Annotated in this window: 11 protein-coding genes; 1 reads left to right on the forward strand and 10 read right to left on the reverse strand. The window is 69.2% G+C overall.

Annotation, left to right across the window (positions count from 1 at the left end; genetic code table 11):
- Nucleotides 1–104 precede the first annotated feature (104 nt).
- The 3 genes from fdxA to ACT009_RS10760 all read right to left on the reverse strand — a co-directional run bounded on the left by fdxA (nucleotide 105) and on the right by ACT009_RS10760 (nucleotide 3,275).
- Entirely contained in the window at nucleotides 105–446 is a 342-nt protein-coding gene (gene fdxA / locus ACT009_RS10750) for a ferredoxin FdxA (protein WP_445191084.1), read from the reverse strand.
- A gap of 68 nt (nucleotides 447–514) precedes the next feature.
- Nucleotides 515–808 carry an RNA-binding S4 domain-containing protein gene (locus tag ACT009_RS10755; RefSeq protein ID WP_445191085.1) on the reverse strand — a complete coding sequence of 98 codons (294 nt, stop codon included), beginning with the start codon at nucleotides 806–808 and terminating at the stop codon, nucleotides 515–517.
- Nucleotides 801–3,275, reverse strand: a complete 2,475-nt coding sequence (locus ACT009_RS10760; RefSeq protein ID WP_445191086.1) for a helicase-related protein — start codon at nucleotides 3,273–3,275, stop codon at nucleotides 801–803. The genes ACT009_RS10755 and ACT009_RS10760 overlap by 8 nt, the downstream gene beginning before the upstream one ends.
- Before the next feature lie 222 nt (nucleotides 3,276–3,497).
- Between ACT009_RS10760 and ACT009_RS10765 the strand changes: the two genes are divergently transcribed.
- On the forward strand, nucleotides 3,498–4,991 hold the full coding sequence (locus ACT009_RS10765; protein ID WP_445191087.1) for a peptidoglycan DD-metalloendopeptidase family protein: 1,494 nt from the start codon (nucleotides 3,498–3,500) through the stop codon (nucleotides 4,989–4,991).
- Nucleotides 4,992–5,093: 102 nt separating this feature from the next.
- On the opposite strand, the gene ACT009_RS10770 is transcribed toward ACT009_RS10765, so the two are convergent.
- The 7 genes from ACT009_RS10770 to ACT009_RS10800 all read right to left on the reverse strand — a co-directional run bounded on the left by ACT009_RS10770 (nucleotide 5,094) and on the right by ACT009_RS10800 (nucleotide 12,697).
- A complete protein-coding gene (locus tag ACT009_RS10770) occupies nucleotides 5,094–6,764 on the reverse strand; it encodes an ATP-binding protein (protein WP_445191088.1) in 1,671 nt (556 codons plus the stop codon).
- A 259-nt stretch (nucleotides 6,765–7,023) separates the two neighbouring features.
- Nucleotides 7,024–7,743 (reverse strand): TIGR02186 family protein, encoded by a 720-nt coding sequence (locus ACT009_RS10775; protein ID WP_445194063.1) that lies wholly within the window; start codon nucleotides 7,741–7,743, stop codon nucleotides 7,024–7,026.
- Between the two features lie 32 nt (nucleotides 7,744–7,775).
- The gene (locus ACT009_RS10780; protein WP_445191089.1) at nucleotides 7,776–8,684 is read right to left on the reverse strand and encodes a sulfite exporter TauE/SafE family protein; all 909 of its coding nucleotides are present in this window, start codon (nucleotides 8,682–8,684) and stop codon (nucleotides 7,776–7,778) included.
- Between the two features lie 32 nt (nucleotides 8,685–8,716).
- Complete coding sequence (locus ACT009_RS10785; protein WP_445191090.1) at nucleotides 8,717–9,688, reverse strand: hypothetical protein; 972 nt, start codon at nucleotides 9,686–9,688, stop codon at nucleotides 8,717–8,719.
- Entirely contained in the window at nucleotides 9,685–11,091 is a 1,407-nt protein-coding gene (locus tag ACT009_RS10790; protein ID WP_445191091.1) for a glycosyl transferase family protein, read from the reverse strand. The genes ACT009_RS10785 and ACT009_RS10790 overlap by 4 nt, the downstream gene beginning before the upstream one ends.
- 269 nt (nucleotides 11,092–11,360) lie before the next feature.
- Nucleotides 11,361–11,867: an RcnB family protein gene (locus ACT009_RS10795; RefSeq protein WP_445191092.1), complete on the reverse strand. Its 507-nt coding sequence runs from the start codon at nucleotides 11,865–11,867 to the stop codon at nucleotides 11,361–11,363.
- Nucleotides 11,868–12,202: 335 nt separating this feature from the next.
- Nucleotides 12,203–12,697 (reverse strand): outer membrane protein assembly factor BamE, encoded by a 495-nt coding sequence (locus ACT009_RS10800; protein WP_445191093.1) that lies wholly within the window; start codon nucleotides 12,695–12,697, stop codon nucleotides 12,203–12,205.
- Nucleotides 12,698–12,788: the final 91 nt, after the last annotated feature.

A 12,788-nucleotide genomic window follows, 5' to 3' on the forward strand; every position in this document is an offset into this window, starting at 1 on the left:
CACACGCCCTTTTAACAGCTTCGTAATAAAATTACCAGCCCGCAGCGAAGGCAGCCCCGCGGCAGGAGCCGCAGGGTGATGTACGCTAGCGATACTAACTGTAATCAGTCGCCGGCGCCAGCCTCGGCCGAGAAATACTTGTCGTACTTACCGGTTTCGCCCTTGTGCTCGTCGGCGTCCGCCGGCGTCTGGTCGCCCTTGCGGGTGACGTTCGGCCACTGCGCCGACAGCGTGTTGTTGAGTTCGAGCCACTGCTCCAGCCCACTCTCGGTATCCGGCAGGATCGCCTCGGCAGGGCATTCGGGCTCGCAGACGCCGCAATCGATGCATTCGCTGGGATTGATCACCAGCATGTTCTCGCCCTCGTAGAAACAGTCGACGGGGCACACCTCGACGCAGTCCATGTACTTGCAGCGGATGCAGGCATCGGTGACGACGTAGGTCATTCTGGCTCCCCTCGGGCGGCAACTGCCGTCTTAGAACGACGTGCTGCTATGCCGCGTTCCCGGGCTCGTCAATCGATCGGCGCTTGCTGCGAGACGTTCGCAACCGTCAACTCCTGATAGCAGCCCTGCGCCTCGGGGGCGGGGCCGCGCCGCAGCGGCAGCGCCTCCACCCTGACGACGCGCACCGTATTGCCATGAACGAAGGTCAGGATGTTGCCGATCCGCACCGCGACATGCGCGCGATCGATCGGGCGGCCGTCGATCCGCAGCCGCCCGGTGCTCGCCATCGCGCGCGCCACCTCGCGGGTCTTGGCGAGGCGCACGAACCACAGGAACCGGTCGAGCCGCATCGTGTCAGCCATGGCGCACTAATCCAGCGAGCGCGGCGAAGGCGTTCCCGGGATCGGGCGGCGGCGCGGCGGCCGTGCGTGGGGCGCGGCGCCCCTGCCAAATCCAGCGATCCCCCTCGTCGGACTTGCGGCTGCGAAATCCGAGCTCCGCCATCAGCCGCTCGATCGTCGCGGGCTCGAGCCCCATCGAGGTCGCCAGCGCGGGGTCGGTCGCGAACGGCGCCCGCCCCTGCCGCGCATCGTGGGTCGCGCGCGCCAGCCGCTCGACCAGGTCGATCCGCACCGCCTGCTGAGCGAACGGCCGAAAGCCCGCGGCGAGCGTCGCGCCCGGTGCGGTTCGCGGCAGCACCGTCGCGCCGTCCGGGGGCAGCATCAGGTTCCGGCCAGCCGCCGCCAGCAGCGCCCGCCGCCACTGCGCCGCACGGGGTTTCAACAGCCGCGGATCGAATAGGTCGATCGCACCGATCGTCACCCCGATCGTGCGCAGCCGCTTGCGCTCGTCCGGCCCTAGCGTGTCGAGCGACGATCGCAGCGGCGCGCGCGCGGCGATGCCGCCGCCCGCCTCCAGCGCCGCCGCGACCACCCGCAACGCCGGTGTCGCCTGCGGATCGCGCGCCGCCCCTGCCAGCGCGACCAGCGCGGGCGACGCCTGCGCGGACATCGCCGCGACCCACCGCGCGATGCGGTCCAGCGCCGCCTCGCGCTGGCGCTTGTCGAGACAGTCGAGGTCGCGGTCGAGCAGGATGCGCGGCCGGGCGACCGACACCCCCGCCGCCAGCCTAGCCACCGGGTGCCCGCCCCAGACCACCGCCGTCTCCGCGACCGCGAAGCCGGCATCCTCCGCCGCGACCAGCGCGTCGACGCGTCGCGTGCGCTCGCTCGCCAGCCGTTTCTCCGCGGCGGCAAGCAGCATCCGCTTCTCCGCCCCGCGAGCGTCGGCGGCGACGGTGAAGCGGAACCCATCGAGGCGCCCGATCGGATGATCCTCGACCAGCACCTCGCCCTCCGCGCCGATCACCACCGGCAGCGTCGACGCATCGACCCCGATCTGCCGGATAAGCGCGGTGGTGCGCTTGTCGACGAAACGCTGGGTCAGGCTGGCGTGCAGCGCGTCCGACAGCCGTTCCTCGATCTGGCGGGTGCGATCCGCCCAATGCGCCGGCTCGGCGAGCCAATTTGGGCGGTTGGCGATATACGCCCAGGTCCGCACCGCGGCGATCCGCCCGGCCAGCGTCTCGACATCGCCCGCGACCGTATCCAGCCGCGCGATCTCGTCCGCGAACCATTGGTGCGGGATATGGCCGCTGCCTTCGCTCAGATGACCGAACAGCCGCGAAACGAAGCGCGCATGCGGATCGAGGCCGAGCTTGGCGAAATCGGGCACCCCCGCCGCCGCCCAAAGCCGCGCGACCATTGCCGGATGGCGCGCGCGGTCGCGCACCCAATGTTCCTCCGCGAGCCGCTTCAGCACCGCGAGGTCGACCGATTGCGGCGCCGCGCGCAGCACGCCCGGCGGCGGGCGGCGTTCGAGATCGGCGACCAGCGTGTCGATGCTGGTCAGATCGGGATCGCCCTCGCGCCAGCACAGATGGTCGAGCCGCGGGAAGCGATGCTCCTCGATCGCGAGCACTTCCTCGGGAAGAAACGCGCCCGGCCCTTCCTCGACCAGGGCGCCGAAGCTGCCGTCGCGCTGGTGCCGCCCCGCCCGTCCTGCGATCTGCGCCATCTCCGCGACGGTCAGCCGGCGGCTGCGGCGTCCGTCGAACTTGTTGAGCCCGGCGAACGCGACATGCGCGACGTCCATGTTGAGGCCCATCCCGATCGCGTCGGTGGCGACCAGATAATCGACCTCGCCCGCCTGGAACATCGCGACCTGCGCGTTGCGGGTGCGTGGGCTCAACGCCCCCATTACCACCGCGGCGCCGCCCCGCAGCCGCCGCAGCATCTCGGCGACCGCATAGACCTCCTCGGCAGAGAAGGCGACTATCGCGGAGCGCTTGGGCAGGCGGCTGATCTTCTTCGCGCCCGCATAGGTGAGGGTCGAGAAGCGCGGCCGGGCGACGATCTCGGCATCGGGGATCAGCGTGCGGATCATCGGCCGCAGCGCTTCGGACCCCAGGATCATCGTCTCCTCGCGCCCGCGCCGGCGCAGCAGCCGATCGGTGAAGACGTGCCCGCGTTCGGGATCGGTGCCGAGCTGCGCTTCGTCGAGCGCGACGAAGGCGCCGTCGTGATCGGGCATCGATTCGGCGGTGCACAGGAACCAGCGCGCGTCCTTTGGGACGATCTTCTCCTCGCCGGTGACCAATGCGACGCGATCGGCACCCTTGATCGCCACCACCCGGTCATAGACCTCGCGCGCCAGCAGCCGCAGCGGAAAGCCCATGATCCCGCTCGAATGGCCGCACATCCGCTCGACCGCGAGATGCGTCTTGCCGGTATTGGTCGGCCCGAGGACCGCGGTGACGGCGGGGTTCATGGATACCAACATCGGGGCTTCCGGCGTCGGGCGCAATGATCCACCGCATTGGATTCGCTGCGGGTTTCGCATCGGCCTTCTACCGACCTCGGCACCGCCACGCCTCGTCGCAGCAGCCCGGCACGCGCGGCGCGGTTAATTTGACATTAGCATGTCGGCTGCACAACGACCTCACCTGCGCCGGGGGGAACGGCGGGCTGAAAGAGGCATCGTCGGTTGTTCTTGCGCAACGATCAGGGACTGGAGCTGGCAGGCGGCACCGCCTCGCGATCCTTCGGCCGTGCGCTCGTCCTGCAGAGCGACCTTTCATCGCTCGACAAGCTGCGCGCGCATGCCGCGCGGATCGACTGGGTCCCCGATCTCGGCTCGCAGATCGGCAGCCTCGACTGGTGGCGCGGTGCAGCGACCTGCTCGGCGCTTTGCACCGCGGCCTTCATGTGTTCGCCCGGCTTCCTGCGCCCGATCGTCGGCGCGGTGCCGGCGCCTTTGTCCGGCAGCGAATGGGACGAACGCCGTGCGCAGGGCATCGCCCCGCTTGCCTGGGGCAGCGCCACCGGGCGCCGAATGGCCGCCAATGATCTGGTCCGCCCGCTCGCCGAGGCGCCCGAGCGCCCCGAAATCGAGCTATCGGCGACGCTCGGCCAGGGCGACGGCTTCGACCGGGTGCTGGAGCGGGCCGGGGTCGGCCGCCGCGACGCCGCCGCCGCCGCGGGCCTGGTGGCCCAGGCGGTCGCGCTCGACACCATCGTTCCTGGCACCCGGATCTCGCTGACGCTCGGTCGCCGCCCGGCGCGGTCGGTCGCGCGCCCGCTCGAGAAGCTGGCCCTGCGCGCGCGCTTCGATCTCGCGCTGACGCTCGACCGCGCCGGCAGCGCGCTGGCGATGACGCGCCAGCCGATCGCGATCGACAGCACGCCGCTCCGCATCCAGGGCCTCGTCGGATCGAGCCTCTACCGGTCGGCCCGGGCGGCGGGCGCGCCGACCAAGATCGTCGAAAGCTATATCAAGGCGATCGCGACCCGCGTCTCGATCGGCCGTGACGTCACCGCCGCCGACAGCTTCGACCTGATCGTCGAGCAGGATCGCGCCGCGACCGGCGAGGTCCGGCTCGGCAAGCTGATCTTCGCCGGTATCGACCAGGGCGCCAAGAAGGTCCAGCTGCTGCGCTGGAACGCCGGCGATCGCGATAGCGATAGGGGCGACGGCGGCAGCTGGTTCGACGCCAATGGTCAGACCCAGCGCCGCGGCACGATGGGCATGCCCGTCGCCGGGCGGATCAGCTCGAGCTACGGCATGCGGATGCATCCGCTGCTCGGCTTCCTGCGCATGCATAAGGGCATGGACATCGCTGCCCCCTATGGCTCGCCGATCTATGCCGCGGTCGACGGCGTCGTCGCCTTCGCCGGGCGATCGGGCGGCTACGGCAATTTCGTCAAGCTGGCGCATGGCGGCGGTCTCGCCAGCGGGTACGGCCATATGAGCCGGATCGCGGTGTATGCCGGCGAGCGCGTCCGCCAGGGCGAGGTGATCGGCTATGTCGGGTCGACCGGCAACTCGACCGGCCCGCACCTCCATTGGGAAGTGTGGAAGAACGGCGCCACGATCAATCCGCGCTCGATCTCCTTTTCCAGCATCGCGACGCTGTCGGGCGCCAACCTGCGCGCATTCAAGGAACGGGTCGCGAACCTCTTGTCGGTACGCCCGGGCTTACATTGAGCTCCCGTGCTCCTGCGCACGCAGGAGCCCGGGGCCACCAGGGTCGACGATCGTGACCCTGGGTTCCTGCGTTCGCAGGAACACGGCTGGATCAACGCGAAGCTACTTCCCCTGTGCCCGCCAGCGCATGATCGTGCGCTGGATGATGCCTTCCTCGCCGCCGCTGTCGCGCCACAGGTCGGAAAACAGCGGATCGCTCGACGCCGGGCGCCGGCTTTCGACGAGGTCGTCGAATGCGACGCGGATCGGCACCGCAACGCCTTCGCCGCAGATCACGCATTCGCGGTTGCGCAGCGCGGGAATCGATTCGAGGAAGCCGCGCGCGCCTTCGGGCATCGCCGCGCGCACGAACGCCTGATCGCGCTCGTTGTTGAGCCGCATCGCGATGATCGTGCCGCACTGTGACAGCACACCCTCTTCCAAATCCGACGGCCGCTGCGTGATCAGCCCTAGCGAGACGCCGTATTTGCGGCCCTCCTTGGCGATCCGGCCGAGGATCCGCCCGACCGAGGAGGTCGCCTCGCCGTTCTTGCTCGGGATGTAGCGGTGCGCCTCCTCGCAAACGAGCAGGATCGGGCGCTGCGGTTCGTTGCGCGACCAGATCGCGAAGTCGAAGGTCATCCGGCTCAGCACCGCCACCACCACCGCGGTAATGTCCGACGGCACGCCCGACACGTCGACGATCGAGATCGGCTTGCCGTCGCCGGGCATGCGGAAGATCCGCGCGAGGAAATCGGCCATCGTGTCGGCGACAAGCATGCCGGAGAACATGAAGCCGTAGCGCGGATCGGATTTGATCTCGTCGATCTTGGTCTTCAGCCGCAGATACGGCGCGGTGTCGCCGGCGCGGTCCATCTTGCCCATTTCGAGCTGGATCAGATTGCCGAGATCGCTGAGCAGATACGGGATCGGCGCATCGACGGTGAGCTTGGGGATGTCCTGCGCGAGGCGGTTCTTGCCGCGCGCCATCAGCAGGCATTTCGCGAGGATGTCGGCATCGATCTGACGATCGCCACCCGCCGCAGTCAGGAACACCTCGCAATGTTCCTCGAAGTTCATTAGCCAATAGGGCATCTGCAGGTTCGACACGTCGTAGATCGCGCCGTTGCCGCGGAACGCGGCGGCATATTCGCCGTGCGGGTCGATCATCACGATATGGCCCTGAGGCGCGAGATCGCAGATCCGGTGGAGGATCAGCGCGGCGCTGGTCGACTTGCCGGTGCCGGTCGATCCGACCAGCGCGAAATGCTTGCCGAGCATGGCATCGACGTACAGCGCGGCGCGAACGTCGCGGGTCGGGTAGACGGTGCCGACCGCGATATGCGGGCGATCCTCCGCCGAATAGATCTGCTTGAGGTCGGCGGTTGTGACCGGGAAGACCTCGCAACCAGGGATCGGGTAGCGCGTCACGCCGCGGCGGAAATGATAGAGCTTGCCGGTCAGCCGCTCCTCGTCGCCCTCGCCGAGGAAATCGATGTCGGCCGCGACCCAGTCGCCGTCGATGTCTTCTAGCGCGAGCGAGCGAATGTTCGCGACCAGCCAGGCCGATCCGACCCGCATCTTGATCTGGCCACCCACCTGCCCCGCCGATCCGACGACCGGATCGGCATGCTGCGCGATCCGCGCGAGCGAGGCGCGGTCGAACAACACCCGGCTGCTCGATCCCGCGATCGACACCACGCATCCGATCGCCCCCTTGCCGCCATAATCGGACGTGCCGAGCGGCAGCGCGGTGGCGTCTTCGAAGGCATGCGAGCCCGACATATCGTTCATTCGGCGGAGTCCCGTTCAGTCAGCAGCCGGGACATGCACGGGTACGCGTTAAGATCATGTGGATGCCTTATTCCTCCCTCGCGCAGCGGCGGCGCAGGGGGGACCGACTCGCTAGCTCCTCCCTCGCTTCAGCGGGGGAGGGGGACCGCCGGCGTTAGCCGGTGGTGGAGGGGGCGGTGCCGCGAGCGTGGTCTTGAGTCACCTCCCCCTCCGTCAGCCTCCGGCTGCCACCTCCCCCTTGCGGGGGAGGAGTTTAGGGTCAAATCCGCCGCGCGACCCAGCCCGCGGTCCACCCCAGCAGCACCGACAGCGCCACCGCGGTCAGCCCGTAACGGATCGAGGCGCGGTCCGCGGCGCGCGCGACGAAGCGTTCGAAGCCGGATTTGCGGATGTCGATGTCGCGCACCGCCGCGGCCAGTACCCGCCCGTCGCGGATCAGGAAGGTCTCCGCGGTGAACCGCCCCACCGGCACGCGCGCGGGGATAACCAGCCGGGCGCGGTACAGCACGCCGTCGGTGATCTCGACCGCGCCCGGCGCCTCGTAATAGAGGCCCGCTCGCCGCTTGAGATCGACCAGGCCATTCGAGAACCGCCGCTGCACGCTCGAATCGGCGTTCGACGACGGCGACAATTGCAGGCTGTCGAGCCCCAATTCGTAGATCGCCCGGGTCCGCGCATCGACCAGCCCCTTCACCGGGTGCGACGATGCGATCGCATAGAAGGACGGCGCGGACTGGTAGCGCAACTGCGACGCGTTGACCCAGATGCCCGCGACCTTTTCCTTCTCGCGGACGCGGATCGACTGGGTCGGGCCCTTCACGACCACGACGATCTCGGTCGGCTTCTCGCCCTGCGGCAGCTTGCCGCCGGGATAGAGGATCGCGCCGAACAGCAGCAGCTCGGCGCCGGTGAAGCTGTACGCGATCTCGATGTTGCGCTGGGAAACGTCGGGCACCAGCACCGGTTTGGCCTGTGCCATCAGCAGCGGCGCGGCGAGGACGACCCAATGCCTCACGACAGCTCGACCGAGAACAGCTCCGCCGGCCGCCAGACCAGCCCGAGCAGGATCCGCCCGCCGACCAGCAGCACCATCACCGCGAGCAGCAGGCGGAGATATTCGGGCTTCACTTTGGTCGCGAGCCGCGCGCCGACCTGCGCGCCGACCACGGACCCGATCAGCAGCAGCCCGGCGAGGACGATGTCGACCGCCTTGGTGGTGGTCGCGTGGACCATCGTCGCTACCGCGGTGACGAACAGGGTCTGGAACAGCGATGTGCCGACCACGACGTTGGTCGACATGCCGAGCAGGTAGATCATCGCAGGCACGAGGATGAAGCCGCCACCGATCCCGAGCAGCATCGTCAGGATTCCGGTCGAGAAGCCGAGTAAGAGCGGGGCAAGCGGGGAGATGTAGAGTCCCGAGGCGTAGAAACGTGTCCGCAGCGGCAGCGCCGCGACCAGCGGGTGGTGGCGTCGCTTCCGCGCGCGACCGCCGCTCCGCCCAGACAGGATCGCGCGCGCCGATTCCTGCGCCATCAACCCGCCGATCGATCCGAGCATCAGCACATAGACGATCGCGATCACGGTATCGATCTGCCCGCTCTGCTGGAGCAGGCGGAACAGCCAAGCGCCGAAGAACGCGCCGAGGATCCCGCCCGCGACCAGCACGCCGCCCATCTTCACGTCGACGCCGGCGCGCCTGAAATGCGCGAACACGCCCGACACGCTGGCACCGGTGACCTGGCTCGCCGACGAGGCCGCCGCGACCGTCGGCGGGATGCCGTAGACGATCAGCAGCGGCGTGGTGAGAAAGCCGCCACCGACCCCGAACATGCCCGACAACAGCCCGACGCCGCCGCCCAGCAGCACGATCACGATCGCGTTGACCGACAGGTTGGCGATGGGAAGGTACAGGTCCACATGGCTGCGTTAACGCGTCGGCGCGCGCGCGGCTAGAAGCCGCTGCCGATCGACAGCGCCGGGCCCGACCCCGGCCGCGCCGCGCCCGCGATCCGCTGCCGCCAGTCGAGCGTCAGGCGGATCGCCGGTCCGCCGATCGGCAGGCGCATGCCCAGGGAAGGACCGAGATCCAGCCGCGCCGCGCCGCGTTGCGCTCCGCCCCAGGCACCCGCGCCTGCGTCCATGTCGACACCGCCGACGCTGCCGAGATCGTAGGACACGCGCGCCGCCCCGTCGGCGAACCGCTCGATCCCATCGCGGGCAATCGCGCCGGCCTGCGCATAGGCTTCGGCGCTCACTTGCGACGCGATCCGCCGTGGTCCGAAGCCGCCGATGACGAACAGCGCGGCGCCACCGCGCCCGCCGTCGAGCGAAAGGCGGCGTTCGGCGACGAGGTGCACCGGCGCGGGCAATGGCTGCCAATCGACCCCGACCGCTGCCTCCCGGCCCCTGCCCGACAGCGGTGCGGAAAGCCGCGCGGCCAAGGCGATCCGGTGAGCGCGGTCGAGCATGAAGGTGCCCCGCATTCCGAGCTGCGAGCCGCCGAGCAGGCCCCCCGCGCTCGGCTCGCCCTGGCCCGGGCGCGCGATCAGCCAGGCGCTGGCGGAGAGGCGCTGCACCGCTCGCCCCGACGGTATCGGCACGAACGGCACGATGACCGTCGGCTCGGCGAGCGGCGGCGGCTCGTCGCTCGGTTCATCCGTGACCGCGGTAGCTACCGGATCGGCAGCGATCTGATCGGGTAACGGTCGGCGGAAGGCGGCGGATGATTTGGTCCGGCGGCGGATCATGGTCGGCTGATCCGCCGCTAGGACGCGCGCCATCAGCGCTGCAGCAGGCGTGGCCGACATCCGCGGCGCCACCGCCTCGACAAGCTGCGCCACGGGCCACAGCATCACCGCCCGCCCAGCGGTCCACCCGCTGATCGCGATCGCCAGGAACCTGATCGGCCGGCCCGCTCTCAAGGATCGATCGCCGGGAAGTCGTGGCGCGTCTTGTCCCACACCGGCGCCGCGCCCGACAGCATCGCGACGTAGCGGCGGATCGCCCGTGGTGTCGCCATCAACGCGACGACGTTGCCGACAAAGAAACGCGGCACCGACCACAGCGACTCGCGCCACCCATAGGTTCGGCCGGTGCAGCCCATTCGCCAGCCGAGCCGCCATACCAGCAGCGACGCGTTGGCGCCGATCAGCGCCTGCTCGATCCGGTTCGCGTGCAGCGGCACGTCGCTTGCCCAGTGCAGCAAGCCGCGCACCAGCCAGGCGAGCGTCGCGACATAGGCGGCGGCGACGGCGATCACCGCGAGCGGCGCGCGCCGATCGCGCATCCGCATCCAATGATCGGCGATCGCGAGCACCCGCCCCCAGCCGGTCCGATCCCACCCCGCGAGTGCGATGCCCGTCATCCAGCGGGCCTTCTGACGCGCGGCGGCCTGCAGCGTGGATGGAAAATAGGCGCGAACCGCGACCAACGGCCCCTTGTCGCGTTCGCGAACCCGCGCGAACAGCGCCCGGCCGGGCTGCTCCGCGATCCGCAGGCCGAGCTCGTAATCCTCGGTCAGGCTCGCCGCGTCGAACGGCCGCCCGCCGCGCTCCGCGGCGATGCGCGCCAGGGTCGCGCGCGCGATCCCGCAGCCGGTCCCCGCGAGCGGCATCGCCGCGCCGAGCGCGACGCGGACGATCAGCTGCTTGCCATGCGCCTCGGCGAACTCGTTGGCATAATGGCCCGATACCAGCCGCGATCCCGGCGCGATCAGCGGCAGCACCGGCATCTGGATCACCGTGCGCCCCTCGATCAACGAATCGACGACGCGCAACTCGGCGGGGTGGACCACGTCCTCGGCATCGTGAAGCACGATCGCCTTGGTGCGGAACCCCGCCTCTTTTTCGTCGGCGATCAGCGCTTCCCAAAGATTGTTGAGACAATCGGCCTTGGTCGTGGGCCCGTCGGCGTGGCCGACGACCAGTCGCACCCGCGTATCCGTCCGCGCGATCGCGTTCGCGGCGGCGATCGTGCCCGGATCGTTGGGATAGGCACCGACATAGATCGCGTAATCGTGATGATCGTAGCGATCGAGCGCGGCGCGGAGCATCCGGCCGATCACCGCCTCCTCATCCCATGCAGGCACGAAGACGATCAGCCGACCGGGCTCACTCGGCGGCGGCAGCGTCGCCAAGGTCGGTTCCGGAGTTCGCCAGCGCGCGAACCAACCCCCGATGAAGCAAAGGTCGACCAGCAGATCGTCGATACCGCCGATCAGCAGCCCGAGGCCGGCAAACAGCATCGACTCGTGCGCGACGTGATCGACCACCCACAGCGCTTGCGCCACCATCGCCCAGCCCCCGCCCGCGGCGGTTGCTGCCACGTCGGGCGCGCCTTGAATACTTCGGAGAGATACGTAGGCGCGCCGGACGCAGTCCCGATCAGGCACTGTTCCGGCGCGAGTTTTTCGATAATAGTTTTTGTCGCGACCAGCCGAGAACCATCGGGTCGATCGCGCGTTGCCGCCCCGATCCCTTTTCCCCTTTCGGGATCAGTGCCGGTCCAAGCACGGCACGGCCGCGCCGCTGCGTAGCACACGGCGCGGCCAAACCGGGCGGGGCGAGGCTCTCGCCCGGCTGGGACGCCGCGATCTCAGCGGTAGAAGTTGCGGATCACGCGGACGACATAGCCGCGGCGCGTGTCGACGAGCAGCACGTCGTCATAATGCCGCACCCAGCGCTGGTAGCCGACGGTGCGCGGCAGGCGATAGCGCCAGGGATCGTTGATCCAATAGCCGCGGCCATAATAATTCGGCGCGATCCGGGCGCCGTCGCGGAAGCTGTTGTACCGGAACGGCGCGCGCCAATTGCCGCGGGCATAGAGGTTGCGGTTCTGCCCACGATAGTCGCGCCAGTCGTTGTCGCCCCAGCGACGATCACGATCGCGGCGATCCTCGCGGAACTCCTGCCGCGCCTCGCGGACGTCCTGGCGCTGTTCGCGGATGTCCCGCCGGTCGCCGCGGTCATAGGCGCGGTCGAGTTCGCGCTGCTCTTGGCGAACGTCGCGGCGGTCGCGGCGCAGCTCGGCGTTGGATTGCGCGCCCGCCGCTACGGGCATCGCGGTCGCGGCGAGCAGTGCCAGGGTGATCAGTTTTCGCATGATCGGCCTCCATCTTGGCGGACGACGACGTGCCGTCCGGGGGCGCCGATCTCGCACCCGGTGCCTGAACGCCGCGCGAATGGGTCGGTCAGCTTGGAGCAAGCCTCAGCGCGCGGCGCTTGGCATCTGTTTGAAAATGCGCTGAAAGCGCATTTCGGCGGTGCCGGCCAGTATCGGGTGAACGGCGCCCCGCGCCGTTCAGGCAATGCCGGGGGCATGGCCGACCCGATACTCCCCCTCCCGGCCACCCACACGGTATCCTGATGGGTGGCCGGGAGGGGGAGCGGGCCGGCACCGCCTGAAATTGGCACTTTCGCCAATTTTCGAAGAAACGTTTACGGCGTATCGCGCTGCCCGCCGCCGCCGCCGGGGCCGCCCTGCCCGCCGCCGGCCGCGCCGACCGTGCCGATGCCGCCGAACAGATCCTCGAAGAAACCGCGCTTCTTGCCGAGCGTCGGCGTGGTCTTGCCGTACATGTCGATGCTCGCGACCTGATCGACGCCGCTGCGGCTGATCGAGGCGACGTTGCCGGCGCTGTCGAAGCTGATCTTGAGCGTGATCTGCGCACGCGCCTTCGGATCGTTGAACGCGTAATTGCGGCTGTCGCGCGCGATATAATACCAGTCGCCCTGGTCGAACTGGCTGGCGAAGGTCGGCTTTCCGAGTACCTGGAGCACCGACTGGCGGTTGTCGACGCCCGGCTGCACGGTGTTCACCAGATCGGCATCGACGATATAGCCCTGATGCGACTTCAGCGGCGCGCAGCCGGCCATGATCAGGGCCAGCCCGACGATGGCCGTCAGGCGCTTGCGGGCAAGATATACGCTCATCACTATCTCCAGCGGCGCGCGGCGCCGATCGGCCGATTGCATCGTCCGGCGATCGTGTCGATATGCGAGGAGAGCGCGGGCATCAAGCTTC

The sequence above is a fragment of the Sphingomonas sp. Tas61C01 genome, assembly GCF_052567495.1.